This is a genomic window from Streptomyces sp. NPDC057543, from assembly GCF_042801895.1.
In the GTDB taxonomy this organism is placed as follows: domain Bacteria; phylum Actinomycetota; class Actinomycetes; order Streptomycetales; family Streptomycetaceae; genus Streptomyces.
This window is the reverse complement of the sequence record NZ_JBHVFF010000058.1, coordinates 1-26,459: the sequence shown is the minus strand read 5'-3', so window position 1 is coordinate 26,459 and position 26,459 is coordinate 1. Positions and strand designations below refer to the sequence as shown.

Genomic DNA, 26,459 nt, shown 5'->3' with positions numbered 1-26,459 from the left:
GCCACACCGTGAAGTCGCGCAACACATCTGGCCCGAGGGAACTTGACCGCCGCGATGCGTCAGCGCGCCGTGCACGAGAAGACGGGTCAGCTCGTCGACGTTGTCGCCGAGGCCGTCCGCGAGACGTCGTCGGGGCCGTGAGAACGCCGCGGGTGGTGAGGGCGCTGTGCACCCCACCGCCCGCGGCGCTCATGAGCCGGAGAGAGGACCCCGGTGCCGGCTCGGGAGGGAAGTCGGCACCGGGATCGGACGCTCAGGAGTTCCCGCGGTACCCGTCGACGGTGATGTTCGTGACGGTCGCCCCCAACGGATCAGCGAAGTAGTCGGGGTCGGCCAGCGCGATCGTGATCGGCGTGATCCGTTGCGATCGGTACCGAAGGCCGTCCACCGCTCCGGAAGCCAGCTGCGCTCCAGTGGCCACCACGGACGTCTCGCCGAGGGTGATCCGGTACTTCGTGTCCGCCTTGAACGTGCCGGACACGGTGACCCTGGCCGCGTTCCAACCGCTGTTGCCATCCTGGCCGGCCAGCCACCCGGTCACGGAGGACGCATTGCGGCCGCCGTTGATGGGTGAGAGCCGACTGGTCAGAGAACCGGCGGCGATCGAGAAGTGCCGGTCCGCGCTGACGGCGGTGCCGGCCGGCCGCACGAGCGGCGCACCGTCCGTGTGCACCTTGATGACCGGGAGGTCGGCATCGGTCGGCTGAGCCGGCAGGGTGATCACCAGATCGTTGCCGTCCATCCGGTACGGCAGTTGGTCAGCCGTGCCGTCCACCGTGACGTCGAGGATCGTACTGGCCATACCGGGCAACCTGATGTCGCCACCGCCGTTCGGCCAGCTGCTCACACCGAGGTAGACCGCGTTGCCCTTGATCGTGCTGTCGCCCCAGGACATCCGGCCGTAGAGCGTCGGCCGGGCGCCCTCGACGGCGTTGGGGTGGCGTGCATTCCAGGCGCCGATTCCGGCCATCACACCGGCCTGGAAGTCGTCGATGGCGCCGTTGCCCTGCGGTCCGACGTTCAACAGGTAGTTGCCGCCGCCCGATGTCACGGTGAACAGGGACCTGACCTGCTGGGTGGTCTTGGACGTCTTGGAGGCGTCGGAGCGATCGGCGCTCGGCCAGGTGCAGTAACCCCAGCAACTTGGGAAGATCGAGTAGGCAGACTGCCACGGCGCCTGCAGCTGCTTGGTCGGCACCGAGTTGTCGCCGCCGACCTCGAAGTCGCCCTTGTTGTTCCAGACCCGGGAGTTGACCATGGTCTGTGGCTGCAGCTGGTGCACCGTCGCCGCCATCTCCGCGCTCTGCTCGGCGGTCGGCTTGCCCATGTCGAACCACAGCTCGTCGAGCTGCCCGTACTTCGTCAGCAACTCGGTCAGCTGCGACTTGATGTACGGCATCATCGAGTCGGGAATCGGGTTCAGGTTCTGATACGGCTCGGGGGTCTGCAACGTCCAGTCGATGATGGAGAAGTACAGACCGAAGCCCATGCCCTGAGCGCGGCAGGCGGTGCTCAGCTCCTTGATGGGATCACGGCCGAACGGTGTCTGAGCGACGACGTTGTAGTCGGTGGTCGCGGTGTCCCACATGGCGAAGCCGTCGTGGTGCTTCGACGTGAGCACCAAGTACTTGGCACCCGCCGCCTTGGCTGTGGCGCACCATTGGGCGGCATCGAACTTGTCGGCGGTGAACTGGTGCGCGCCGGCCAGGTAGTCGGAGGTCGGGATGTTCATCCACGCCTTGATCTGCTCCGGGTAGCCGATGGTCTGCTGCACCCCGTTGTAGTAGCCACCGTAGGAGGAGAACATGCCCCAGTGCACGAACATGCCGAACTGGAGCTTCTCCCAGTTCGCGATGTTCGTGTCGGTGCTCAGCGGAATCGCTGCGGGGTAGGCATCGATGGGCTTGGGGGCTGGACTGGCCTGGGCCGGGCCGCCGACGGCCAGTGCACAACCGGCGACGAGGGCGGCTGTCGCGAACGCCGCCTTCAAACGTCTGGTCAAACTGGTGACTTGGGGGTGCATCGTCCCTGTCCTCCCGCTGCTTCTGCAGCCGTGTGTGAGTGGGATCTCCTGGCATCCGACTGAAGACTCAAACATCGGTTCTATTGATCTTGAGGCTGCCTAATAAAGCCTGTCAAGGGCACTTGCAGCGATAAAGAGTTGAAATCATCGGAGGTATGTCATCGACAGGTCGCATTGGACGGGGCGAGCCCTCAGCGTCCGGGGTCCCAGTGGGAACGGACCAGGAAACCGGCGTTGCTGCCAGAGGGTGGTCCGTAAGACTTTGAGTGGTTCTGTCGTCGCCTGATGGTGTGGGTGCGGGCGGAACTGCCGGTCCGCAGCCGGTGATCTGTTGGGGTGGCGGGCCGAGTGAACGCACGCCGTACCCAAGCGACTTATCGAACGAGCAGTGGTCGTTGACCGAGCGCTGATCACGGCGTGGAAGGACCGGCACCGTTCGGTCGGCGGCCACCAGGGCGCCTACGCGATGCGGGAGATCGTGAACGCGATCCTCTACCAGGGCCGAACCGGCCGCCAGTGGGCCTACGTCCGGCACGACCTGCGGCCGAAGAGCCGCGCGGGGCCGCGCCCCCGCCCTCTTCTCCGTCGCCCTCATGGACCAGACCTGCCCGCCGTCCACGGTCTTCGCCGCCCACAACGCGTACCGGGGTGAGAAGGAGATCGAGGTCTACCCGTTCAACGGGCACGAAGGCGGCGCCATGTTCCAGGAGGCCGCTCAACTCCGCTGGGTTCCGAAGACCTTGGAATGGGCCGGCTGAGCGCGTCGCGGTCCGGTGGTGGTGTGGATCACGGACAGAGTGTGGACAGCACGTATATGGTCCACCGGGGCACGTCATGGCCCCGCGACGGTGCTAGGACAAGGGCGGACAGTGCGGCAGAGAGCCTATGCGCAGGCGATGCGTGCCATCGCCTGCGCGCTGATGGTGTGGCAGGTCTGGATGATGTGGTACATCGCCAGTCACGAGGCCACTTCCGTGCGGTGGAGCTGCGACGGGACCGGCGGCTGCGCCAGCGATCAGCTCGCTTCCGCGTCCGGCCTCATCGGAGCGGGCTCGGCCGTCGTCCTCGGTCTGCTCTGCGCCCGGTTCCTGCACCGGGCCGCGCCCGGGGCGATGGTCGCGCTCTGCGCCGTCGCCGCGATCGCCGGCTGGTACGACGCGCTGGCGGAGGGCCTGGTCGAGTACGAGACCACCCCGTCCTTCAGCCTCCTCCTCCCGATCAGCGGTTTCTCCGTTTCGACCTGGCTCGTCATCCTGTGGTCCGTCGCGGGCGCGGGATGCCTCGCCGCCTGGTGGGGCGCGGCCGTCAGCCTGCGGCGCACCGCGGGGCTGCGCAGGCTTTCGCGCCGTTACACCACGGCCGACGCGGTGCTGGAGGGCTGGCGGTCGGTGGGCCGCAAGTACGGAGAGGTCACCTTGGTGTTCGACGACACGGCCGGGGTGCGCCACGAGGTCCCGGCCGTCGTGGAACGCGTCGCCCTCAGGCGGGACGTCCTCGCCCTGTACGACGCCGACCGCCCCGACGACCCGGCCCTCACCAGGGTCGTCATCCCCCGCCGGAAGGTGCTGCGCCTCTCATGACCACGTCGACCTCCCCCGCGTCCTCCCTGCGCGGCTTCCTCAGGCTGTTCACCGTGGTGTCCGCGCTCGGCACCGGCCTCGCGCTGGCCGCAGTGGTCCAGGGCGCCGTGGACGGCCCCCGCTGGCTGCTGATGCTCGCGCTCCCCGTGACGGCCCTGGCCCTGACGGCGTTCGGCAAGGCGGCCGAGGACATGAAGTCGGGCATCGCCGCCCCCGGGCTGCGCTCCGGCGGCCCGCGCGCCTTCGCGCCTGCCGTGGTCAACGGGGTGAAGGCCGTGAACAAGGAGAACGGCCGGCCGGCCGCCGACGGGCAGGTCGTGAAGTCGGTGTTCGCCTTCGACCTGACCGTGGTGTCCGACGAGCTGCCCCCGTACCGGATCGAGGTCCGTCACCCCCTCGACCTGCAGGGGCTGCTTCACAGGTCCAGGGCGGTCGTCGAGTACGACCCCGAGCAGCCCTGGCGGGTCGTCATCCCCAACAACCCTCCGCGCGAGTGGCTGGCCCGCGCGAACAGCCTCACCCCACCGACGGCCGAGGTGGAGCGCAGCGTCGGCGGTCTACCGGCCGGCTTCCGCGCACTGATGTCGGGCGTGGTGATCGCCGCCGTACTGCTGGTGCTGGCCCGGGTGTTGGGCTGAGTCGCATCGGGCTCAGCCGCTGCGCGGATACTTCTTGAGCACCTTGCCGTTGATGTCGGCCCGCAGGTAGGCGCCGCCGTACTCGTCCGAGACGTAGACGCTGAGCGTCGGCTGGTAGTCGTCGAACGGGGAGGCCGCATCGATGTCCACGTAGTGGCTGGTGGGCTCGGCGACACCGAGCTCCTTGTCCGCCCGGCGGATCAGGCCCGGGAGGGCGTCCCAGTCGAACTTCTCCAGGTCCACGGACCTGGCACCCGGCGCGAGGGTGCCGCCGGCCCGTTCGCGGGTGGCCTCGCCGTCCCGGTATGCGTAGACGTCGTACAGGTTCTTGTTCTTCGCGACCGGGGCCTCGACGCGCGCGTGCTCCTCGAACAGCGAGAACGAGGTGATCCGGGTGCCGCCCATCACCGGCTTGAGCGCGGCGATGACGGACCGGGCCCCGGCGGGCGTCAGCAGATCCTTGGTCCGCGCCCCGTTTGCCTCCCTCGCCTCGTCGTTCCCGGCGACCGAGGGACCGCTGGAGGCCCCGGCCGAGGCGGACGGGGTGCTGCCGGAAGTCTTCGTGTCCGGGTCGGGCACCAACGACCACACCAGGACGCCGGTCAGGGCGGTCCCCGCGAGAGTGGTGGTGATCGCGACGGCGCGGCCCCGCCGGATCCGGCGACGGATCTCCTGGGTCCCCAGCGTCGCGGGCTCCGGACGCGGGGGAGTGGGGACGGACCGGCGACCGGGCCCGGGTGTGTCGGCCGGGCGCCGGACGGGGGCGGTGGGCAGGACGGTGGTCGGGCCGGACGGTATCGCGTCCCGCAGCGTGAGCGGCTCCCGGTGCGGCGCTACGGCATCCTGCGGGAGCCGGGGGTCCCGCCCGGGCGGCGTCACGGCAGGCGCGCTCACCGCCGCCAGCATCCGGTCCAGTTCCTCGGGGCCGGGCCTGGCCGCCGTGTCCCGGGTCAGCAGCGCGGTCAGTACGGGAGCCAGCGGACCGGCCTGCCGGGGCGGCGGGATCTCCTCGTCGAGCACGGCCGCAAGGGTCGCCAGCGTCGTCGCCCTGCGCAGCGGATGCCGGCCCTCCACCGCGACGTACAGCATCATGCCGAGTGACCACAGGTCCGACGAGGGGTCGCCCTCCGCACCGCGAATCCGCTCCGGCGCCATGTAGTCGGGGGAGCCGATGATGGAGCCGGTCGCCGTCAGGCTGGTGGACTCGCGGATCGCCGCGATGCCGAAGTCGGTGAGCACCGGGCTGCCGTCGGCCCGCAGCAGTACGTTGGCGGGCTTGACGTCCCGGTGCAGAATTCCCGCGGCGTGGGCGGCGCGCAGCGCCGACAGCACCCCGCGGCCGAGCTCCGCGGCCTCGACCGGGGTCAGTGTTCCCTCGGCGAGGCGCTCCGCGAGCGAGGCGCCGGGCACCAGCTCCATCACGATCCACGGGTACGGGTGATCGCCGCCGTCCACGATGTGGTGCACCGTGACGACACCCGGGTGGTCGAGCCGGGCCAGCGCACGGGCCTCACGCAGCACCCGCTCGCGCAGCAGCCGGGCCGACTCCGGGTCGTTCTCGGCGAGCGCGGGGTCCGGAGGCCGTACTTCCTTGAGCGCCACATCGCGGTGCAGAGCCAGGTCGTGAGCCCGCCACACCATGCCCATCCCGCCACTGCCGAGCCTGCCCACCAGCTCGAAACGGTCGTCGATCACACGGCGCACAGGCCCCCCAGCGTTCATGGAAATGAGGGTACGGGGCGGGCTCGCAGCGGTGCGCACCCGCCCCGAACGCCTCACACGTCGGCGCCCGGGGTGAGCCGCAACGTCACGATCTGGAACGGCCGCAGCCGAAGCCGCACCACGTCACCCACCACCTCGGCGGGCTCGTCGGCGAGCGGCCGCTCCAGCAGGTCCGTGACGCTCGCCCCGGCCAGTGCGAACCCCGTCGTCAGACGTGCCGAGGCCCGTCCGCCGTGGGCCTCGTGGAGCCGGACCACCACATCCCCGCTGCCGTCGTCCGCGAGCTTCACCGCCGTCACGACCACCGCACCGTCATCGACCGAGACCAGCGGGGCCACCGCGGAGCTCCCCGGCACCCGGCGCTCGGGGAGGCTGAACCGCCAGCCCTCGCACACCGCGTCGCCGATCGTCGCCCCGGGCAGCAGCGCGTACCGCAGCCGGTGCACGCCCTGGTCGGTCGCCGGGTCGGGATAGCGGGGCGCGCGCAGCAGCGACAGCCGCACCGTGGTCGTGGTGGAACCGTCCGCGCGGACCGTACGGGCCACATCGTGCCCGTACGTCGAATCGTTGATCAGCGCCGCGCCCCAGCCGGGCTCGCCGACGTGCAGGAACCGGTGGGCGCAGATCTCGAACTTCGCCGCATCCCAGGTGGTGTTGGTGTGGGTGGGCCGCTGGACGTGTCCGAACTGGGTTTCCGCCGTGGAGTGGTCGGCGCGTACATCGATCGGGAACGCCGCCTTGAGGAACTTCTCCTGTTCGTGCCAGTCGACCTCGGTGTCGATGTCCAGACGCCGGGCCCCCGGCCGCAGCGTCAGCAGCTGCGTGATGCGGGACGAGCCGAAGGTACGCACCACCTCGACGCCGTCACCACTGGGGCGCACCACGTCCGCCTCCGTCAGGTCGGTCACCGTATTGCGGTAGAAGGCATCGACGTCCCAGGCGTCCCACCGGTTGGGCAGATCCGGATGGACCTGGAGCAGATTCGCCGCGCAGCCCGGGGCGACCGTCTCGCGTCCGGCCACCAGATCCACGACCGAGACCACCAGGCCACGCCCGTCCACGGTCACCCGGAGCAGCCCGTTGTCCAGGCGGAAGCCGCCGTCGCACACCTCGGCCCGCACCGGCCGCTCCCCCCGCTCCGGCGCGAGCGCCGCACCCCCCGCCGCCACGCCGGCCCGGTCGTGCGGGGCGGAGTTGAAGACGACCGTGCCACCGCCGTCCGCGGCACCCGCCAGGACCCGCTGCGCCGCGTCGACGATCGCCTCGAGCTCCCCGGCGATCCGGGCGTACGTGGCCTCCGCCTCGCGATGTACCCAGGCGATGGACGAACCGGGCAGGATGTCGTGGAACTGGTGGAGCAGCACGCTCTTCCAGATTCGGTCCAACTCCTCGTAGGGATACGGGAATCCGGCTCGCACAGCCGCAGTGGCCGCCCACAGCTCCGCCTCCCGCAGCAGATGCTCGCTGCGCCGGTTGCCCTGCTTGGTCCGCGCCTGCGAGGTGTACGTACCGCGGTGCAGCTCCAGATACAGTTCGCCCAGCCACACCGGCGGCCGGTCGTACTCGGCCTCGGCGGCGGCGAAGAAGTCCGCGGGCCTCTCGACCGTCACCCGGGGCGAGCCCTCCAGATCCGCGAGCCGCCCGGCGCGCGCGAGCATCTCGCGGGTGGGGCCGCCGCCCCCGTCCCCCCAGCCGAACGGGACGAGCGAGCGCGTCGCACGCCCCTTGTCCCGGAAGTTCCGCTCGGCGTGCGCGAGCTCCTTGCCGGACAGCTCCGCCACGTAGGTGTCCACCGGCGGGAAGTGCGTGAAGACCCGGGTGCCGTCCAGCCCCTCCCACAGGAACGAGTGGTGGGGGAACGGGTTGGTCGTGTTCCACGAGATCTTCTGCGTGAGGAACCAGCGCGAACCGGAGAGCGCCACCAATTGAGGCAGCGCCGCCGAGTACCCGAACGAGTCGGGCAGCCACACCTCCTCGGTCTCCACCCCGAACTCCTCAAGGAAGAACCGCTTGCCGTACACGAACTGCCGGGCCAGCGCCTCCGAGCCCGGCATGTTGGTGTCCGACTCCACCCACATCCCACCCACCGGCACGAACTGCCCGGCCACAGCCTTCTCCTTGACCCGTGCGTACAGCGCCGGCTGGTGTTCCCGCAGCCAGTCCAGCTGCTGCGCCTGTGACATCGCGAAGACGAAATCCGGATGGTCGTCCATCAGCGCGACCACATTGGAGGTGGTGCGGGCGACCTTGCGCACCGCTTCCCGCAGCGGCCACAGCCACGCCGAGTCGATGTGCGCATGACCCACCGCCGACACACGGTGGGCGGAGGCGTGTGCGGGGGAGGAGAGTACGGGACGGAGCAGCTCCCGGGCGGCGCTCGCACTCGCGCCCACGGCGTCCAGGTCGATCGAGTCCAGGCAGCGTTCCACCGCGCGCAGGATCTCCCAGCGGCGCGCGGAGCCGAGCGGCAGCTGTCGCATCAGCTGGTCGAGCACCTCCAGGTCCTGGACCAGCTCCCAGACCTGCCGGTCGAAGACCGCGACGTCCATCCGTTCGACGCGGTACAGCGGCTCGCAGCCCGCGGTCTCCCGGTCGCCGAGCGCACTGACACCGTCGAGGATCTCCGGATTGGCGGCCGCCTCCAGGTAGTACGTGAACTCCTCGCCGCCCGCGACCGGTTCACCCAGGCGAAGCCAGGTATTGCGCGGGTTGAGGGCCTTGACCACGCTGCCGTCCGGCCGGTGGGCCAGCGCCTCGGCGGAGAACCCCGGCCGGTCCCGGGCGAAACCGAGGTCGATGACGGCTTCGACGGTCTCACCGGCCCATGCGGCCGGGACGCGGCCGGTCACCCGGAACCAGCTGGTGCCCCAGGCCGGTCCCCAGTCGTCGCCGGGTGCGCCGGGCTTGTAGACGGCGGCCACCGCCTCGGCGAACGGCACCGGTTCGCCGGGGGCGTGCCAGACCTCGAATTCCAGGGGTGCCGTGCGGGGATGGACGGCCGGGCGGATGCGCTCGCGCAGGGCGCGCTCGAGCCGCTCCTCGGTCAGTGTGCGGTCGTCGTGCATGAGTGAATGGGCCCCTCTGAATGAATGTGTGCGACGGGGTGGTGGTTCAGGAAAGCTCGTCGAAACCCACGCAGGGCAGCGACATCCCGTCGGACAGGGCCAGGAGTTTCTCCAGGCGGGCCGGGATCACATGGTTGGCCTCATGGGCGTCGGCGACGCTGTGGGCGTAGAGCGTGGTGACGCCACCGTCGGCGGCGGTCCGGCGCAGGGCCGTCTCCACGCCGGTCAGATCGTCCCCGTACGCGACGGTCCCGCGCCCGGAGTCCACCGATCACCCCAGCAGGACCTGCCGGGCGGAGATGTCTCCGGTCGGGGCACGCAGCTCGTCGGCGAGCGACGGACCGGCGCGGCGGTCGGCGGACGCACCGCCGCGCAGCCGCTCGAAGAGCGTGAGCAGCAGCCGGTCGTTGTTCTCGTCACGGGCGCTGCGGGGACAGGCGAAGTTCCGGGCCGGGAAACCGAGGCGGCGCAGCGACTCCAGGGCGGGCACCACCTCGCGGTCGGAAAAGGCGGCCGCGCCGTGCGTGGCGATGAACTCGGGCGCCCGCTCGTGCCGCAGACCGTGGCAGCCGATGGTGTGGCCGTGTCCGAGAGCAGGCGCAGCAGCCGTACGTCGTCGCGGTCGAGCCGGTCGGGCTCACAGATGAAGAAGGCGACACGGGCGCCGCACAAAGTGAACAGCGGTGCGGTGGCGGCCCATTCGTGCACATGACGGTCGTCGAAGGTGAGCAGCAGGGCGCGCTCGACGTGCTGGTCCCCTCGGCAGGTCATCGTCCCGGCTCCTAAGGGCTGCCCCGTAGTCCCTGGTGGATCAGCGCGCGGCGTCAGATGCGGTGCATCGCAAGGCGGAGGGGCGCTCGCATACTGGCTGTATTCGGGCGTTCCGACAACGCGGCGAGGTGCCGTAGCTGTCGTCGTGCGCCCGCCAGGGACTACGGGACAGCCCTTAGGGCGCCCAGCCGGGCACGGAGCCGTGCAGTGCCGTGTAGAACGGGTCGCCCGGCCCGATCTCGCCGGCCAGGACGGGGCGGCCGGTGAGCGCCGCCTTGTACATCGCGGTGATCAGTTCCAGGGAACGGCGGCCGTCCCCGGCACTCGCCCTGGGCCGCCGGCCCGCCCGCATGTCGGCCAGGAGCGAACGGAGCTGGGCACTGTGCGAGCTGGGGACGTCCTCGCCGGGGGAGGTCCAGCCGGCCACCCGGCCGGGGTCGACACCCGGGGCCGGGGTGTAGGCCCAGTCTCCGTTGCCGTATCCGTACAGATGGTTCAGCTCGATCGTGGCGTCCCGCAGGTCGATCCGCAGATGGCTCAGCTGACGCGGTGACAGGGCGCTGTTGACCACGGTGGCAAGGGCGCCCGAGGCGAAGCGCACGGTGGCGGTGGTGACATCGTCGGTCTCGACATCGCGGGCCAGCCGACCCGCCATGGCCCGGATCTCGGCCCAGTCCCCGAGCAGTTCCAGCAGCAGATCGATCTGATGGATGCCGAGCCCCATGGCGGGGCCCGCGCCCTCGGTGGCCCACTTCCCGCGCCACGGGACCGCGTAATAGGCGTCGTCGCGGTACCAGGTGGTCTGGCAGTGGGCGACCAGCGGCGCACCGAGTTCGCCGGAGGCGATGAGGGCCTTGGCGTGCTCGGCGCCCGATCCGAACCGGTGCTGGAAGACGATCGGGGCGTACGGGCCCCGCTCGCCCTCGGCGGCGGTCATGGCGTCGTACTCCGCGAGACTGAGCGCGGGCGGCTTCTCGCACCACACCCAGGCCCCGGCCCTCAGGGCGGCGACGACCTGTTCGCGGTGGGCGACGGGTGGCGAGGCGATGACGACGAGATCGGGGCGGACCTCGCTCAGGGACGCGGCGAGATCCGTGGAGTGGTGGGGGAGCGCGAAGCGGTCGGCGAAGGAGCCGGCCGCGGTGGCATCGGCGTCGACGGCGCCGGCCACCGAGAAGTCCGAGGGGAGTTCGAGGAACGCGGGCATATGGACGGCGCGGGCGATGTTGCCCGCGCCGACGAGCAGGACACGGTAGGGAGTCACAGTCACGTAGGGCCGTCCAGGCTGAGGGCGTGAGTCGCCAAAGGTGGGTAAGCGTTTCTCAAAACATCGGAGATGTGCCGTTCCCGAAGAAAGGGCAGCGGGTCTCAGAGCGTGGCGTAGCGCGCCCCGGTACTGGTCACGGGTCCGGTACGGAGCCGGTCCGGCCAGTCGAGGGCGAGGCCGAGCGAGCCGCCCAACCGGCTCTGGAAGGAAGCGGGCCGGTGCTCGGTGCCGCGCCCGCGAGGTCGAGCAGCTCGCCGAGGTCCGTCGCATCGACGACGTACCGGGCACTGACCGTCACCAGCTCGTCGGCACCGACCACCAGGACGTCGGTCCCGAGCTCGCGGGTACGGGGTACGGGGTGTGGGGGCGGCGGACACAGGAGTCTCCTCCCTCAGGGCCGGCGGGCGGCGACGGTACGGAGCCGGACCGGCAAGGACTCACGCGTGCTGATCCGGACGGGGAGCACGATCTGCTCGGCGCTGCGGTACGGGTCCTCGCCCGCCGTGCGCTCCGCGATCCGGGTGACCAGTTGCTCGACCGCCCGGCCCCCGATCTCCCTGGCGGGCAGCCGGGCGGCGAAGCTGGTGAGCGGCAGCAGATCGTAGGGGCCCGCGTCGTCCATGCCGGCCAGCACGATCTCGTCGGGCACGGCGATGCCGAGCGAGGCAAGATCGGAGGCGGCGGTGGCGACGGCGAAGCCGTGCGCGCACAACAGGGCGGTCGGTGGCTCGGGTGCGCGCAGGAGCTCGGACAGCAGCTGTCGGCGGTCGCGCTCGGACAGTGCCGTGTAGGAGCGCAGCGCCGTCAACCGGGGAGCAGCGGCCGGCCATGGGCACGCAGCGCCTGCTTGTGCCCCGTCATCCGGTCGTGGACGCTGGTGCACTGCGTCTCGCCCCAGAGCGTTGCGATGCGCTCGTGGCCGTCGGCCAGCAGGTGCTCGGTGAGCCGGTAGCCGACGTGGTAGTTGTCGGCGGTGACCGCGTCGACGGCGAGGCCGGGGAAATACCGGTCTACCAGGACCATGGGGATGCGCAGGCGCCGGATCTCGTCGAGCACGGCGAGATCGGGCGCCCCCTGGACGGGGTAGAGGATGATCCCCTCGACCCGGTCCTCGACGGCCCGGCGCAGTGCCTGGTCCTGGCGGGCCAGGGACGCGGTGTGGTCGGCGTGCCCCGTGTCCGTCATGTGGACCGCGGAGTCGGAGAAGAACAGCCGCAGTCCCCGGTCCGAACAGCCGGACTCGATCCCGCGCAGTACCTCGGACTGGTACGGGCCCTGGCCGCTGATGACGCAGGCGACCACGCCGGACCGATGGGCCGGGGACGCCTCCGCGGTCCGGTCCGAGGAATCGGCGACGAAGGTCCCCAGGCCCCGGCGCCGTACCAACAGCCCTTCTGCCACCAGGTCGTTGAGTGCCCGGACGGCGGTGGTGGAGCTGACGCCGAAGCGCTCGCGCAGTTGGTTCTGAGTGATGAACGGAGCGCCGGTCTCGTACTCGTCACGTGCCACTTCGGCCCGCAACTCATTCTTGATCCGCTGGTACTTGGGCCCGGACGTACCCATTCAGCCACCAGCCCCCGGATTTGACGCGTCAATCGGCGTTGACCTCAGTGTGGAGGCGATTAACGCGTCATATCAAGAGGGTTGCAGCGAACCTATCGCCAATTAATATGTCAAGGCGGCGAGTTGTCATTTCAATGCGTCAAACCAGCTGGTCCGAACAGGGTTCCGACCGGTGACGGGGCGGCCCGACGGTCGGGGACGCGAGGCCGGTGCCGGGTCTCAGGCGGTCGCACGGGGCGGCGGCGCCGTGCTGGCCCGTACCACCAGACGCGACGGCACGACGAGCGTGCGCGGCGAAGCCGTCGCGTCGCCGAGGGCCAGCAGCAGTGCCCGGCGGCCGATCTCTTCGAGCGGCAGCCGTACGGTGGTCAGGGCGGGCGTGACGTCGCCGGCCAACGGCAGGTCGTCGAAGCCGACGACGGAGACATCGGTGGGTACGCTCCGCCCGAGGTCGTCACGGAGTGCCGCGAGCGCCCCGAGCGCCATGGCGTCGTTGAGCGCGAAGAGCGCGGTGATCCCCGGCGAACTGCGGAACAGCCGCACCGCCGCGGCCCGGCCGCCGTCGCGGGTGAAGTCGGCCTCGACGCGGTGGCGTTCCTGTACGCAGATGCCGAGCTCGGCCGCGCGCTCCAGGAAGCCGTGCAGCCGGTCCTTGACGGAGACCAGTGCCAGGGGTCCGCAGACGATGCCGATCTCCGTGTGTCCCAGCAGGGCGAGGTGCTCGGCGACCGCGCGGCCCCCCTCACGGTTTCCCGGCTGGATCGTGTCCACCGGAAGATCCTGGTGGGCGACCGCGGTCACCCGGCCGCCCTGCGCCGCGAACGCCTCCAGCTCCTGGGCGAGCGCGGGACTCCCGCCGGTGAAACCCGATCCTGCGAGGACGACGGCGCGGGCCCGTTGTGCCCGCAGCCGTGCCACGTACTCCGCCTGGAGCCCGGGCTCGTGGAAGGTGCCGGCCAGCATCACGAGGAGCTTGTGGTCACGGGCGACCTCCATGACACCGGCGGCGATCGCGGAACAGTAGGCGTCGTTCACATCGTGCACGATCAGGCCGACGATGGACGTCGTGGACTGCACGAGCGCGCGGGCCGGCGCGTTGGACACATAGCGGAGCCGGGCAGCCGCCTCCAGGACGCGCTCCTGCAGCTCCGGGGTGACGTTGCGGTCGCTGTCGCTGAGGACGCGCGACGCCGTGGCGAGAGAGACCCCGGCGTCCTGCGCGACCTGCTGGAGCGTCACGGCGGACGGCGGGCGGGGACGGGCGGAACGTCGATTGACCCGGCTCTGCATACGTCTACGATAGCCGGACTGAAAGCGTTTTCCCGTTACGTACGCAATGAGGATCCGGCCCCAGCGCCGGCGCCGGCCGGTTCGTACTCCCTCGCCCGGTCCCGTCCGCCGAACCGCCCGCGGTGAGCCGGGTGGGAACGATGTTCGGGCAGTTCCGCGGCGAGTACCCGGCGGGCAGCTGCTCGGACACCGGTGTCGCCTCCCGGCGCCTCGTGCGGCTTTCACCGGAACGGCCCCCGGCCGCAGCCGCGCGAGCCTCGCGCGTCGGGCGGTCCGAGCCGGTCCGCGTCCCCGTTCACCAGGGATGATCCGCGAGGTACTCGTCGATCCGCCCCCGGTCCCAGGCCCCGTCCGCGATGGTGACCCGGTAGCGGCGGGCCAGGGTGTCACCCGGGGCGAGTTCGAGTTCGTCGTAGAACGCGAAGGAAGGGGCGACGGCCGCGAAGGGCTCGTTGCGGACGAACCAGTGTGCCGGGTGGGTGCCGCCCGCGCCCGTGTGATCGTTCTCCGGGGCGTGCTGGAAGATCAGTGTGGCGTGCCCGTCGGCGCCGTCGTGTTCGCCGCTGTAGGCGAGCCAGGATGCCTGCGTTCCCATCAGCTCGGGGCCGGCGGCGTCCGGCCCGAGGATCTGCCCGCCTCGGAAGGCGCGCGGCCCGCGCCAGAAGAGACCGGTGTAGCCCGCCGCCTCCCGGCCTTGCGTCGTGGGACTGCCGAAGTGCAGCGGCTCGGTGCGCCGGTTGGTGATCGAACTCGACCAGGTCAGCGTCCAGCTGCCACCGGCGCAGGTCGCGTCGGTGCCGGAACCGGTGTGTTCCACGTCATGGAGTTCGATGCGCCGCCGCTCGTCCGCCCAGTGCGTGCCGTCGTGGTGGCGCCAGCTCAGCCGCTCGGCGACGACCGCGCGTCCGGCCTCCGCCGCCACCTCGTCGAAGCCGAGGTGTGCCATCGATCCGACGCGTTCGGGCAGCGCCCGGTAGTCCTGGCCGTGTACATAGGTGTTGCCTCCCCACAGGTTCTGCCCGGAGAGGTGGGAAGCCGTCATCTGGAGACCCTTGTGCCAGCGGTGGTCGTTGGGACGGTAATCGGTGACAACGTTATCAGTCAGTGTGCGCACGGGGTGGACGTACGGCTTCGGCGCCTCCCAGGCCGCTTCCGGCCGGTAGACGTAGCTGATCAGATCGATGCCGCCCCGCTCCTCCGTGACCGTGATCCGGTCTCCGTGGGTGTGCGTGATGCGCAGTGGGCTGCTCATGTCCCAAGTCTCCCGGGCGGGCTGGAAAGCGCTTACCGCAACCTAGGGCCTACGCCGGACGGACGTCAACAAGAAGGGCGGCGAGCCGGTGGCCGGCTCGCGTGCGCCCGCCCTCATTGATGCCGGGGCGGGCATCGGGAAGGGCCACCGGAGCAGTCGACGGAAGCCGAACGAGGCGGCCACGCCGTCACGCAGCGTGAGTGGTGACCGCCGCCACACCATCACGCAGTCCGAGCGACGAGCCGGCCGCCAAGTGCCGCGCGCCGCTCCGCCGCAGCGAAGCGGCCGACGGCTGCCACTCACTCATGGAAGAGCGGCGAGACGTCGGCCGTTCGCGTGAGACAGGTACTACATGGGGCGGGTACTACTTGGGCGGGCGGATGTTCCCGGTGCCCATGTTGCCCTGCTGCTCGATCTGCTCCTGCAGCTTGCGTGCCTTCTCCTGGAGCCGCTGCCGCTGCTCAGGGTCGGTGGTGCGCTCGGCGGCCTCGTTCATCTGCCGGGCCTTTTCGCGCAGCTGCTGCGCACGGTCACCGGATTCACGTGCAACGCTCATCATCGCTCCTTGTGCGGTTGGGAAGAGCGGGCTCCATCAGAGAACCAGCGCCGCCGGTTCACCGCACCTCGAATCGTCACGCAGCGTGATCGTGTGTCGAGGGGGTCGTACGGCGCTGGCATGATCGGTGGCATGAACGAGAGCATCATCGCCGCGTGTGACGGGGCATCGAAGGGCAATCCGGGGCCTGCGGCCTGGGCGTGGGTCGTGGCCGATGCGCAGGGGCGACCGGAGCGCTGGGAGGCGGGGCCGCTCGGGACGGCCACCAATAACGTCGCCGAACTCACGGCGTTGCGGGAGCTGTTGGAGTCCACGGACCCGTCCGTGCCGGTCGAGGTGCGGATGGACTCGCAGTACGCGATGAACGCGGTGACGAAGTGGCTGCCGGGGTGGAAGCGCAACGGCTGGAAGACATCGGCGGGAAAGCCGGTGGCCAACCGTGACCTGGTGGCGGGTATCGACGCCCTGCTGACCGGCCGTACCGTGAAGTTCGTCTACGTCCCTGCCCACCAGGTGGACGGGGACCCGCTCAACGCCCTTGCCGATCAGGCCGCGAGCGAGGCCGCGGTGGCGCAGCGGCCGGCCGGTACCGCACACGGTTCACAGCTGCCGAAGCCCGCTCCCGCCCGCGCGACGGAGGGGCGGAGCAAGGGTGCTCCGGCGAAGAAGGCGGGGAGTGCGGCACGTTCCGGTGGAACCATCCGGGCCCGGTTCGCCGGCCGCTGCCACTGCGGAAAGCCTTATGCGGCCCAGGAGATGATCGCCAAGAACCCGAACGGCTGGGGCCACCCGGAGTGCCGCACCGCGTCCGCCTGAGGCGCGGATCCGCCGGGCCCGCGCACCCGGCGCGGGCCCTGCGGGCGCCGATCGGCGGCGGGAGCGGGCGAGTGGCCACGCGTGATAGCGGCCGCGTGCCATGATGCGGCTCCGACGGCGGCAACCGCGGCGCATCACCGATGCCCTGCCGGTGCCGCCGCGACACGCTGGGGGGCGTATGGGAAGCACGGGCACGGTTCTGCGCGAGTTGCGCGGTGCGCAGAAGACGGCCAAGGGGGTGTCGCTGTACTCGCGGTACGTGAACCGGCCGACCGGCCGGGTGTTCGCCGCCGTCGCGTACCGTATCGGACTGTCGCCCAATCAAGTCACCTTGATCAGTGCGACGTTCACCTTCGCGGCCGTCGTCGCGGTGGCGCTCGTCCGGCCGTCCTGGGGGCTCGCGGCTGCGGTGTACGCGGGCCTCGTCGTCGGCTTCGCCCTCGATTCGGCCGACGGGCAGCTGGCCAGGCTGACCGGGCGGGGAGGGCCGGACGGCGAGTGGCTGGACCATGTCGTGGACTGCGCCAAGATGATCCTCGTACACACCGCCGTTCTGATCTCGTTCCAGCGGTTCTTCGATCTGTCGTCCCAGGGCTGGCTGTTCCTGCCGCTGGGCTTCCTGTTCACCGCCGTGCTGACCTTCTGTGCCGGGCTGTTGCGTGAGCAGCTGGGCAAGGCGGCCGTACGGCCGGTGGCGGGTGGCAGTGGCCCGGGCCCGGTGTCCCGGGCGCGGGCCGTGGCGCTGCTGCCCGCCGACTACGGGGTGTTCTGCCTGGTGTTCCTGCTGCTCGGCGACCGGACCGCGTTCCGCGTCGGCTACGCGGTGCTCGCCGTCGTGCACGCGCTGTTCCTGGTGGCGTTCCTCGCCAAGTGGTTCAGGGAGCTGAAAGCGCTCCGGACTGCGGACTGACGAGCGTGTCCAGCGCCCGGCGCAGCTGGGTGCTGGACGTGTGCACGGTGTACGGGAAGTAGACCACCTCCACGCCGACCTCGGCGAAGTCGCGTTCCAGCCGCTTGCCCTTCTCCGTGTCCCGCCAGTCGTCCCCCTTGAAGATGACGTCGAACCTGACCTGCTGCCAGGTCTCGACCTTGTCGGGGACCGTCTCGACGAACGCCGCGTCCACGTAGCGGACGCTGCGTACGATCTCCAGCCGTTCCGGCAGCGGAATCACCGGCTTGTGGCCCTTGGCGAGCGCGGCCATCTCGTCCGAGACGACGCCCGCGACGAGGTAGTCGCACTGGCTGCGGGCATGCCGCAGGATGTTCAGGTGCCCTATGTGGAACAGGTCGTAGACACCCGGCGCGTAGCCGACCCTGTGCACCATCCGTTCTCTCCCCCCACGGTGAACGTGATGTCCGTGTCCCGCGGCAGTTGTCCGGACATGGCGTCCGCTGGAGCGGGATATCGGTATCGGTGTTGATGGTGCAACGACCTTACTGTGAAGACCACTTGCGCATCACGTGAACGGATAAGCTCACTTTTGGGGCTGTTCCTTGGGGGGAACACAGATGTTCCGGGGGGAAGGCGAGCGTCCATGTCCGATGCCGACCGACACACACCGTTCGAGGGCCGTACGCTGCTGGTCGTCTCGACGAACTACGCACCCGAGCTGACGGGCATCGGCCCGTACGCCGCGCAGCTCGCCGAGCACTGGGCCGCGTCCGGGGCCGAGACCCACGTACTGACCGGCATGCCGCACTATCCGTCCTGGCGGACCGAGGCCGGGTACCGGGGCGTGTGGCGGGTCACCGAGAAGCGGGCCGGGGTCACGGTCCACCGGCGAAGACACTATGTGCCGACCCGGCAGAGCGCCCTGCGCCGAGCCGCGTTCGAGGCGACGGTGCTCGGGCACGGACTGCTGCCACCGCCCCTTCCGCGCCCGCCGGACGCGGTGATCTCCCAGATGCCCAGCCTCGCGGGCGGCGTCATAGGAGCCCGGTTGGCCGGCCGCCGGCGCGTCCCGTACATACCGGTCGTGCAGGACCTGATGGGCGCCGCCGCCGCGCAGAGCGGAATCCGGGGCGGTGGCAGGGCAGCGGCCGTCGCCTCGGCGGCCGAACGATACGCGCTGCGCGGCGCCGCCCTCGTCGGCGTCATCCACGAGTCGTTCGTCCCGCGCGTCACCGCGTACGGCGTGGACCCCGGACGCATCCGTCTGGTCCCCAACTGGTCGCACGTCCGGGCGCCTTCGGCCGACCGCGCCCGGACGAGGGCGAAACTCGGCTGGAGCGAGGGCGCCCCCGTGGTCCTGCACTCCGGGAACATGGGGCTCAAACAGGGCCTGGAAGTCCTCGTCGACGCGGCCCGGCTGGCGCCGGGGATCCGCTTCGTGCTGATGGGGGACGGGAACCAGCGCGCGGCGCTGCTGGGGCGCGCGGCGGGCCTGCGCAACCTCGATTTCCTGCCGCCGGCCGCCTCGGAGGAGTTCACCGACATCCTGGCCGCGGCCGATGTGCTCGCGGTGACCCAGCGGGCGTCCGTGCTCGACATGAGCGTCCCGTCCAAACTCACCTCGTACTTCGTCTCGGGCCGCCCCGTCGTCGGCTCGGTCGCCGACGCGGGCGGCACCGCCCAGGAGATCCACCGGTCCGGCGCCGGGATCCTCGTCGCACCGGAGGACCCCGCCGCGCTGCTCTCGGCCGTACGCAAGCTCGTCGAGGCACCGGCCGAGGCGGACCGGCTCGGCGCCAACGGGCCGCGGTACGTCGCACGACACCTGAGCCGGGAGGCGGGCCTCGCCCGCTTCGACGCACTGCTCACCGAGGTCCTCGCGGACGCACAAGGGAGACCACACCGATGACCCAGCCGATCCGCGCCCTGGAGGACCAGGACGAACCCGCGCTGCTGCGGGACCAGTTCCGCCAGCTCCTGCGCTACCGCGCACTGCTCGCCTCCGGCGTAGTCGTCGGACTGCTCGGCGGCGGCTGGCTCGCCCTCGGCGGCGAGGAGAACTACACGTCGACGGGCGAGGTCGTCGTACGGTCCGCCGCCTCCGACCCCTTCGCCGCGGGCGCCTCCGCCGACAAGGGCATCAACATCGGCTCCGAGCGGCAGACCGCCGTCAGCGACACTGTCGGCACCCTGGCCGTCGGGTCCCTGGCCAGGCACGGCGACCCGGTGGAGGTGGGGACCCTGCTGTCCGGCCTCCAGGTCACCAACCCGCCCAACACCCTCGTGCTGCGCTTCTCGTACACCGGCCGCACCCCCGCCCTCGCGAAGGCGCGGGCCCAGGCGCTCGCCGACGCCTATCTGGAGATCCGCCGGCAACGCACCGAGGACAGCATCGCCAACATGGTCGACGGCTACCGCGCCCAGCTGAAGCCGCTCACCGAACAGCGCGACCAACTCGCCGATCAGGCCGTAGGAAGCAACGACGTGACCAGCGCCCGCGCCAACCTCGTCGTGTCGATCTCCGAACTGAGCCGGAAGATCTCCGAATTGCGCGCCCTGGACACCACCCCCGGCTACCTCACCAAGAAACCCGTCGCGCCCACCGAGCCCACCGGCGCCGGACTTCCCCTGCTGCTGGGCCTCGGCGGTGTCGTCGGCCTCGCGCTCGGACTGCTGCTGTCCTGGGTGCGCCTCGTCTTCGACCCGGCCGTGCGCTCCACCCGGGAGCTGGTCCGCTCGCTCGGCGCCCCGCTGCTCGGCATCCTGCCCCGGGAGCGGGCAGCGGCGGGCGCGCTGCTCGCCATCGGGCGGAGCGGGAGCCGGCTCGCCGAGGAGTACCGGGCGGTCGCCTTCCGGCTCGCCTACGATCCGTCGTTCGCCCAGCGCCGCAGACTCCTGGTCACGTCCCCGCGCGGGGACGGTGACGCGCCGGCCGCCGCCGCCGTCAACCTGGCCGCCGCCTTCGCCGAGATGGGACGGGACGTACTCCTGATGGAGGCCGATCTGCGTACCCCGTCCCTGGCCAGGGCCCTCGGCCCGGCCGTGCAGGGCGCCCGGCCACGCTGGGCGACGGAGGGCGACCGGGCCTGGCCGTCGGAGAGCCGGATGAACGTGGACGTCCCCGGATCGGGCGCCTTCACCCTGATAGCGGGCCGGCGCACGGACAACGTGCCCCGGGCCCTGACCTCAGCGCCCGTCGGACGGATCGTCGCCGAGGGCGACCGGCCGGGCGCCGTCGTCATCGTGCTGGCCCCGCCCGTGCTGTCGTACGCCGACGCCGTCGCGCTGATCGACCGGGTGGAGGGTGTCGTGGTGGTCTGCGACCCCCGCGAGGTGCACCGCAGCGACCTGGAACGGATCCGCGAGATCATCGGAGCGGCCGGCGGAACCGTGCTCGGCGCCCTGCTGCACCCCGGCCGGAGCCGCCACGAGCGCCGGGCCCGCAAGAAGGCCGGCAAGCGCCGCGCGGGCGGTGACCGGCCCGGCCGGGCCGAAGACGGCCACGGCCCCGAGCGCGCCGGTGACCCCGCCGAGACCCTCGGCCTGCGCACCTTCGACTCCACCGCGGGACACAGATGAAGGCACGGACCGCGATCCTCTGCTCGGTCGCGGACCAGGGCGTCGCGGCGCTCACCAACATCCTGGTGCTGGTGGCCGCCGCCCGGCTTTCCACCGTGGCCGACTTCGCCCGCTTCTCGGCGGTCTATCTCGTCTTCACCGTGTTGCTGGGCGTCTTTGGTGCCTACATCGGGCAGCCGCTCGTCCTGCGGCGCGGCGAGAGCGACGAGGTGGGCGGCGCGTGCCGGTCCGCGGTCACCTTCACCCTGCTCGCCGCGGCCGGGCTCGGCGCCCTGCTCGCCGCCGTCTGCCTGCCGTTGCCGGGCGCCACCGCGCGTGCCCTGATGATGCTGGGACTGGTCCTGCCGGTGGTTCTGGGGCAGGACACCATGCGGTACGCCTTCTCCACCCTGCACCTGCCGCACCTGGCACTGGCGGGTGACGTGCTCAGACTGGCCTGTGTGCTGGGCGCGCTGGCCATGCAGCCCCACGGCGCCCCGGCCGCCCGGCTCGTCACCGTCTGGGGACTGTCCGCGCTGCCGGCCCTGCTGCTGTCTGCCGCCCTGCTGCACCGAAGAGTGGCCGGAACACCGCTGCGGCTCACGGCCCTGCTGCGGCGTGGGCATCTGGGGCGGCGCTTCGTGGTGGAGTTCGGCGTGGGCAACGCCACCAGTCAGCTCTCCGTACTCGGACTCGGCACGGTCGGCAACCCGCTGGTGGTCGGCGCCCTGCGCGGCGCGACCACCCTCTTCGGACCGCTGAACGTACTGTTCACCTCGGCCACCGGCTTCGGCCCGCCGCTGCTCGGACGGCTCTCCTCCGAGCGGCGCAGGGTACGTGCCACGGCGACGCTCGCCGCCGTCCTGGCCGCCACGGCCGCCGCCTGGGCCACCGCACTCGCCCTGCTTCCCGACGGGATCGGCCGCCACCTGCTCGGCGACACCTGGCCCACGGCGGCCGCCCTGCTCCCCGCGACCGGCAGCCAGTACGCGGCGATGGCCGTCGGCACCTGCGGACTGCTGGCCCTGCGGATGCTCGACCCCCGTACCACTCTCTCCATCCAGGTGGTCTTCTCACTCGCCGCCGTGGCCTTCCTGACCGGCGGCTATGTGCTCGGCGGGGTGCCGGGCGCGGCCTGGGGCCTGTGCCTGGGATCGGTCTGCAAGGCGGTGGCCACCTGGGCCCGGGTGGCCCGGCTGAGCCGCCGCACCGCGGGCGACGAGGCGCCCGTCAGCGCGGGCGCCATCCGTTCCGGCTCCTGAAACTGGTGACCAGCAGCAGACAGAGGGCCGCGACCGCCAGCTTCCCGACGGACTGCAGCAACGGCCCGCGCAACAGAATGAAGCTGTACCCGGCGATCAAAGGCGCGGCAATGGCCAGAACGCTGCCGGGGCCGGGGCCGTCCCGGGAGACCGCGCGCGCGTAACGCCGGTCGGTGCGCGCGGCGGCGTACCCGATCAGCGCGAAGGCGCCGACCATGCCCGGAGCGCCGAAGTCGACCCAGAGCTCGGTCCACAGCGGCGCCGACAGGTTGGTCATATTCATCCCCATCCACTGTCCGACGCGCACCCCCGTGTCCTCCGGCTTGCCGCTCCACACCGACCGGGGCACGAAGAAGAGGGCGGAGGCCGTCAGTTGACGCCCATAGGTGTGGCCCCGGGTATCGACCCAGGCGATGGTGTTGGCGAACATCACCGCCTGGTCGTAGTCCTTGGTGGTCAGCGGCTCGAAGACCGACGACGACTCCATCGGCCGGTACCCGGTGCTGTCGTAGCGGAACCGGTCCGCGTACGGGAACAGCACCAGCGCCCCGACCACCCCCATCGCCAGCACCGACCGGTACATCGCCGCACTGCTCGGGAACGCGGTGAACAGCAGCGAGACCAGCACCGTCAGGAACCAGTAACGGGCATTGGAAATCGGGTTGTTGACGATCACGTTGAGGATCAGCAGCGCACACCAGACGAGAACCGTCGAGGGGGATCGCCGGGCCCTGCGCGAGGTCACCAGCCGGCGCGTGCAGAAGAGCAGCGCCAGCAGCGCGGGTACCGTACCGAACCCCTTGAGGAACGCCGATCCCACGTTGGACTGGGCCGACGCCACCCCGCTGACCGCGACCGAGGCGCTGATCTCCTGCCGGCTGGTGAAGAAGATGGCGGGCCCGCCGAGCTTCACGATGTAATAGCCGCTCGCCGCGAAGGCCAGCACAACCAACAGCCTGAGCCGCACCCGGTGCGCCGTTGCCGGACCGTTCCCGGAGCGTGCGGCGGCCCGGCGGCGCAGCAGTCGCCGGGACGCCAGCAGCGCCCCGAGGTCGAACGCCGCACACCCCACCAGGACCAGCGCGATGGCGGTCACCAGATCCGACCGCGGCCCGACCATCGGTGTCGGGGTCTGCCCGATGACCACCTGCGCGAACGGTGCCACCCCCATCGCGATGTACACGAACATCCAGAAGACGCCCTGCAGCAGGCGACGCCGGGTGGACAGGATCATCGTGGCGAGCCGGGCCCCCGCATAGCAGGTCAGCGCGAGTTGCAGCCAGTACGCGGTGTCCCGGACGCCGGGGCCCGGCTGCGCGGCGATCACCGCGGGCAGGAAGCAGACCAGGCCGAGGATGAGCGGCACGGCGAGGGCGCGCGACAGCATGGCCCACACCAGGGGCTTCGCCGGAGGCTGGACCGGGCCTTGCGGGCCGTGCTCCGGTACGGGGGCGGACGGCGCCGCCTCGTGCACGGACGTCATCTGCCCCCCCGTTCCGTGGATCTGTGAACACTCTAACGAATCAGCCCACTTGGGGGGTTTGGATGACTATTCTGTAAAAGACCGGCCGAGACTGAGGGGGACTCTGGTGAAGATCCTGCACGTCGTCACACTGCACACTCCGGACCACGCATTCGGCGGCCCGACAAGGGTGGCGCTCAACCTGTCGAAGGTCCAGCGGGCCGGCGGCGACGACGCCCGCATCATGGCGCTGGGCGACGGCTTCGAGGGGCGGCTGCCGCGCGAGGTCGAGGGAGTCCCGGTCCATCTCTTCCGGGCCCGTCATCTGCTCCCCATGTTCGAGGTCAGCGGAATCACCTCCGGCGCGCTCCTGCTCGCCGCCCGGCGCATGATGCGCGGCGCCGATCTCGTCCATGTCCACCTGATGCGTGACCTGGTGACGCTCCCCGCCGCGCTGCTCGCGCTGGCCTCCCGCACGCCCCTGGTCGTCCAGACCCACGGCATGGTGGACCCGACCGAAAAGCGGGTCGCCCAGCTGACCGATCTGCTGGGCGTACGCAAGGTGCTGCGCGAAGCCGACGCCGTGCTGCATCTGACTGAGAGGGAACGCCTCGATGTGAACGCCGTTGCCGCACCGGTGGCGTTGACCCGCACCGTACGGCTGGTCAACGGCGTACGGCCGCAGGAGCCGAAGCCCGCCCGCGCGCCGGGGCGGCCGCCGACGGTCCTCTTCCTGGGCCGGATCCAGGAGCGCAAGCGTCCGCAGGACTTCGTCGCCGCGATGCCGACGGTCCTGGCCGAGCACCCGGACGCGCGGTTCGTGCTCGCCGGCCCCGACACCGGAGCGCTGTCGGAGACTCTCGAACTCGCCCGCGAACTAGGGGTGATGGAATCCCTCCACCACATGGGGCCGCTCGGCCACGAAGAGGTTCTGGCCGCGGACGGGGATGCCGATGTGTACGTACTGCCGTCGATCGAGGAACCCCTGGCCGTCTCCGTCCTCGAAGCGATGTCCGTCGGCACCCCCGTGGTCATCACCCGCACCAGTGGCCTCGGCCCCGATGTCGCGAAGGCCGGGGCGGGCCGGGTGATCGACAGCCGGGTCGGCGAGGACGGGAAGAACGCGCTCAAGGTGGCCGGGGCGATTCTGGAACTCCTTGAGCCCGAGGCCAACGCCAGTGCGGGAAAGGCCGCTTGGGACCTGGTCAATGAGCAGTTCACCATCGAGGTCGTGACCCGGACCCTCCGGCGGACCTACGAAGACGTGGTCCGCCGGAAGGGTCACTGAGTCAAACGGTCTTCCCCTCACGGGACTTGAGCGCGATCTGCCAGCGGTAGAAGCTCATCGCCAGCGCGAAGTCGAAGCCCGCCCGCCCGTCCAGGAATCCCCGCCGGTACACATACATGTACGCGAACGACACAAGAGGCTTGAAGGGTGCCTTGTGGAACAGCTGGCCCTGGCGTGACTTCACCTTCCGCACCTGCTCCTTGACCTCGGGATGATGCTCCAGCCAGGCCTCCCAGTCCGAGTAGCGGTTGTGCCGCTCGAACCAGGCGGTGACCGGATCGAGGTCCTGGTGCTCGATCGGATTGCGGAGCGAACCGGCCGACTCGGCGACCGGCTGGTAGTGGCCCTCGACCTCGCCGATGCCCGGCGCTTCGAGATCCCCGACCTCCGGATATCTGCAACGCGTGCGGTCGGTGAGCGACCGCTTGCGGATGGTGTAGCCGTGCCGCAGCCGCTTCCCGGAGAACCAGTAACCGAGCGGTATGTCGTACGCGGCCGGCTTCGGTGCGCCGGGATCGGCGAAGAGCTGCCGCAGTTCGGCCAGCAGACCGGGGCTGAGCCGCTCGTCCCCGTCGAGCAGCAGAATCCAGTCCAGGTCCGTGCGGACATGGTCCAGGCACCACTGCTTCTTGCGCGGATGGCCGCCGTCCCAGTTGTAGTTGATCACCTCGGCCCCGCACTCCTCGGCGATCTTCGCCGTGTCGTCCGTACTGTCGGAGTCCACGACGACGACCGCTTCGAAGTGGCCGAGCACCGAATTCACCGCCTCGGCGATGTTCAGCCCCTCGTTCTTCGTGGGGATCGCCACGGCTATCGGCAGCTTGTTCATCCCTGCTCTCCTTCGGGCAGCCAGGCGTAGCAGCCTGTGGAGGTGAAGGCGCGGGCCGTCTCCGGCACGGTGATCTCGGCCCGTTTTCCGGAGGCGGAGGAGCCCGACACCAGGTTCTTGCCGTTCGCCCCGGTGATCTGCCAGGTGCAGTTCTCGGTGGGAGTCACGTCGTGGTACCGGCCCGGCCGGATCTGCTCGTCCTTGTATGTGCCGTCCGCGTACCCCTGCGAGGCCTCCCGCACCAGCTCCTCGTGCTGGGTGCAGAGGTGCTCGACGGCGGGCTCCGCATCGGCGATCTCACCCGTCACGATCGCGGCGACCGCCACCTCCCGGTCGGCCTTCACCAGGTACGTCAGCCTGTCGCAGGTCTCCTGACCCGTCTGGAGCACGGCCGCCGGGTCCATGCCCTTGGGCACGCGGTCGACCAGGTACTCCTTCTGCTTCTTGTTGAAGGATCCGGTGGCCGGGGTGAGTTCATCGGTGGGCAGTTTCGGTGGTTCGCTCGTCCGCGGAGCCGAAGGGCCGCTGGATGCGACGGCTCCGGGACCCGCCGAGGGCGCCGTGACAGGGGCCCGGGTGGCGGACGGCCCTTCATCGCCCGCCGCCTTGTGCCCGTCGGAGGACG

General features: G+C 70.8%; 24 protein-coding genes and 2 pseudogenes. 10 read left to right on the top strand and 16 right to left on the bottom strand.

Going from position 1 to position 26,459, the window contains the following annotated elements:
- Positions 1-253: 253 nt before the first annotated feature.
- Complete coding sequence (locus tag ACFU8Q_RS12930; protein WP_384451943.1) at positions 254-2,002, bottom strand: alpha-L-fucosidase; 1,749 nt, start codon at positions 2,000-2,002, stop codon at positions 254-256.
- A gap of 347 nt (positions 2,003-2,349) precedes the next feature.
- Here ACFU8Q_RS12930 and ACFU8Q_RS12925 point away from each other — a divergent pair.
- From ACFU8Q_RS12925 to ACFU8Q_RS12910, 4 genes and pseudogenes are all read left to right on the top strand, one after another.
- A pseudogene (locus ACFU8Q_RS12925) lies at positions 2,350-2,576 on the top strand (transposase); the annotation flags it as partial.
- Positions 2,575-2,781, top strand: a pseudogene (locus ACFU8Q_RS12920) (acetylxylan esterase); the annotation flags it as partial. The pseudogenes ACFU8Q_RS12925 and ACFU8Q_RS12920, both read left to right, overlap by 2 nt.
- Before the next feature lie 138 nt (positions 2,782-2,919).
- Positions 2,920-3,603 (top strand): hypothetical protein, encoded by a 684-nt coding sequence (locus ACFU8Q_RS12915; RefSeq protein ID WP_384451940.1) that lies wholly within the window; start codon positions 2,920-2,922, stop codon positions 3,601-3,603.
- On the top strand, positions 3,600-4,241 hold the full coding sequence (locus ACFU8Q_RS12910) for a hypothetical protein (RefSeq protein ID WP_384451937.1): 642 nt from the start codon (positions 3,600-3,602) through the stop codon (positions 4,239-4,241). Before ACFU8Q_RS12915 ends, ACFU8Q_RS12910 begins: the two co-directional genes overlap by 4 nt.
- Before the next feature lie 12 nt (positions 4,242-4,253).
- Here the strand turns inward: ACFU8Q_RS12910 and ACFU8Q_RS12905 are convergent, their stop codons facing one another.
- From ACFU8Q_RS12905 to ACFU8Q_RS12855, 11 genes are all read right to left on the bottom strand, one after another.
- Positions 4,254-5,963, bottom strand: coding sequence for a protein kinase (locus ACFU8Q_RS12905; RefSeq protein ID WP_384451934.1), 1,710 nt, complete (start codon positions 5,961-5,963; stop codon positions 4,254-4,256).
- A 53-nt stretch (positions 5,964-6,016) separates the two neighbouring features.
- Positions 6,017-9,028 (bottom strand): alpha-mannosidase, encoded by a 3,012-nt coding sequence (locus ACFU8Q_RS12900; protein WP_384451931.1) that lies wholly within the window; start codon positions 9,026-9,028, stop codon positions 6,017-6,019.
- 46 nt (positions 9,029-9,074) lie between these two features.
- Positions 9,075-9,296, bottom strand: a complete 222-nt coding sequence (locus ACFU8Q_RS12895) for a hypothetical protein (RefSeq protein ID WP_384451928.1) — start codon at positions 9,294-9,296, stop codon at positions 9,075-9,077.
- A gap of 3 nt (positions 9,297-9,299) precedes the next feature.
- The gene (locus ACFU8Q_RS12890; RefSeq protein WP_384451925.1) at positions 9,300-9,518 is read right to left on the bottom strand and encodes a hypothetical protein; all 219 of its coding nucleotides are present in this window, start codon (positions 9,516-9,518) and stop codon (positions 9,300-9,302) included.
- 456 nt (positions 9,519-9,974) lie between these two features.
- Positions 9,975-11,069, bottom strand: coding sequence for a Gfo/Idh/MocA family protein (locus ACFU8Q_RS12885; RefSeq protein WP_384451922.1), 1,095 nt, complete (start codon positions 11,067-11,069; stop codon positions 9,975-9,977).
- A 130-nt stretch (positions 11,070-11,199) separates the two neighbouring features.
- Positions 11,200-11,385, bottom strand: coding sequence for a hypothetical protein (locus ACFU8Q_RS12880; protein WP_384451919.1), 186 nt, complete (start codon positions 11,383-11,385; stop codon positions 11,200-11,202).
- Between the two features lie 72 nt (positions 11,386-11,457).
- On the bottom strand, positions 11,458-11,874 hold the full coding sequence (locus tag ACFU8Q_RS12875) for a substrate-binding domain-containing protein (RefSeq protein WP_384451916.1): 417 nt from the start codon (positions 11,872-11,874) through the stop codon (positions 11,458-11,460).
- Positions 11,871-12,629, bottom strand: coding sequence for a GntR family transcriptional regulator (locus ACFU8Q_RS12870; protein ID WP_384451913.1), 759 nt, complete (start codon positions 12,627-12,629; stop codon positions 11,871-11,873). The genes ACFU8Q_RS12875 and ACFU8Q_RS12870 overlap by 4 nt, the downstream gene beginning before the upstream one ends.
- Before the next feature lie 219 nt (positions 12,630-12,848).
- Positions 12,849-13,919, bottom strand: coding sequence for a LacI family DNA-binding transcriptional regulator (locus tag ACFU8Q_RS12865; RefSeq protein ID WP_384451910.1), 1,071 nt, complete (start codon positions 13,917-13,919; stop codon positions 12,849-12,851).
- 295 nt (positions 13,920-14,214) lie between these two features.
- Positions 14,215-15,171, bottom strand: a complete 957-nt coding sequence (locus tag ACFU8Q_RS12860; RefSeq protein WP_384451907.1) for a PmoA family protein — start codon at positions 15,169-15,171, stop codon at positions 14,215-14,217.
- 364 nt (positions 15,172-15,535) lie between these two features.
- Positions 15,536-15,727 (bottom strand): DUF6381 family protein, encoded by a 192-nt coding sequence (locus ACFU8Q_RS12855; protein WP_384451904.1) that lies wholly within the window; start codon positions 15,725-15,727, stop codon positions 15,536-15,538.
- 132 nt (positions 15,728-15,859) lie between these two features.
- On the opposite strand from ACFU8Q_RS12855, the gene ACFU8Q_RS12850 reads away from it, so the two are divergent.
- On the top strand, positions 15,860-16,543 hold the full coding sequence (locus ACFU8Q_RS12850; RefSeq protein WP_384451901.1) for a ribonuclease H: 684 nt from the start codon (positions 15,860-15,862) through the stop codon (positions 16,541-16,543).
- A gap of 178 nt (positions 16,544-16,721) precedes the next feature.
- Positions 16,722-17,453: a CDP-alcohol phosphatidyltransferase family protein gene (locus tag ACFU8Q_RS12845; protein ID WP_384451898.1), complete on the top strand. Its 732-nt coding sequence runs from the start codon at positions 16,722-16,724 to the stop codon at positions 17,451-17,453.
- Here ACFU8Q_RS12845 and ACFU8Q_RS12840 read toward each other — a convergent pair.
- Positions 17,419-17,868: an adenylyltransferase/cytidyltransferase family protein gene (locus ACFU8Q_RS12840; RefSeq protein WP_114242908.1), complete on the bottom strand. Its 450-nt coding sequence runs from the start codon at positions 17,866-17,868 to the stop codon at positions 17,419-17,421. The genes ACFU8Q_RS12845 and ACFU8Q_RS12840 overlap by 35 nt on opposite strands.
- Before the next feature lie 210 nt (positions 17,869-18,078).
- Between ACFU8Q_RS12840 and ACFU8Q_RS12835 the strand changes: the two genes are divergently transcribed.
- The 3 genes from ACFU8Q_RS12835 to ACFU8Q_RS12825 are packed head-to-tail and all read left to right on the top strand — an operon-like array spanning position 18,079 to position 22,255.
- Positions 18,079-19,344 (top strand): glycosyltransferase, encoded by a 1,266-nt coding sequence (locus tag ACFU8Q_RS12835; RefSeq protein ID WP_384451895.1) that lies wholly within the window; start codon positions 18,079-18,081, stop codon positions 19,342-19,344.
- Positions 19,341-21,014: a lipopolysaccharide biosynthesis protein gene (locus ACFU8Q_RS12830; protein ID WP_384451892.1), complete on the top strand. Its 1,674-nt coding sequence runs from the start codon at positions 19,341-19,343 to the stop codon at positions 21,012-21,014. The genes ACFU8Q_RS12835 and ACFU8Q_RS12830 overlap by 4 nt, the downstream gene beginning before the upstream one ends.
- Positions 21,011-22,255 carry a hypothetical protein gene (locus ACFU8Q_RS12825; protein ID WP_384451890.1) on the top strand — a complete coding sequence of 415 codons (1,245 nt, stop codon included), beginning with the start codon at positions 21,011-21,013 and terminating at the stop codon, positions 22,253-22,255. The genes ACFU8Q_RS12830 and ACFU8Q_RS12825 overlap by 4 nt, the downstream gene beginning before the upstream one ends.
- Here ACFU8Q_RS12825 and ACFU8Q_RS12820 read toward each other — a convergent pair.
- Positions 22,224-23,738 carry a hypothetical protein gene (locus ACFU8Q_RS12820; protein ID WP_384451887.1) on the bottom strand — a complete coding sequence of 505 codons (1,515 nt, stop codon included), beginning with the start codon at positions 23,736-23,738 and terminating at the stop codon, positions 22,224-22,226. The genes ACFU8Q_RS12825 and ACFU8Q_RS12820 overlap by 32 nt on opposite strands.
- Before the next feature lie 106 nt (positions 23,739-23,844).
- Between ACFU8Q_RS12820 and ACFU8Q_RS12815 the strand changes: the two genes are divergently transcribed.
- The gene (locus ACFU8Q_RS12815) at positions 23,845-25,005 is read left to right on the top strand and encodes a glycosyltransferase (RefSeq protein WP_384451884.1); all 1,161 of its coding nucleotides are present in this window, start codon (positions 23,845-23,847) and stop codon (positions 25,003-25,005) included.
- 1 nt (position 25,006) lies between these two features.
- On the opposite strand, the gene ACFU8Q_RS12810 is transcribed toward ACFU8Q_RS12815, so the two are convergent.
- Together ACFU8Q_RS12810 and ACFU8Q_RS12805 are read right to left on the bottom strand one after the other, a co-directional pair.
- The gene (locus ACFU8Q_RS12810) at positions 25,007-25,834 is read right to left on the bottom strand and encodes a glycosyltransferase family 2 protein (RefSeq protein ID WP_384451881.1); all 828 of its coding nucleotides are present in this window, start codon (positions 25,832-25,834) and stop codon (positions 25,007-25,009) included.
- Positions 25,831-26,459 (bottom strand): hypothetical protein (locus ACFU8Q_RS12805; RefSeq protein ID WP_384451878.1); only part of this gene is annotated, 629 nt, incomplete at its 5' end. The genes ACFU8Q_RS12810 and ACFU8Q_RS12805, both read right to left, overlap by 4 nt.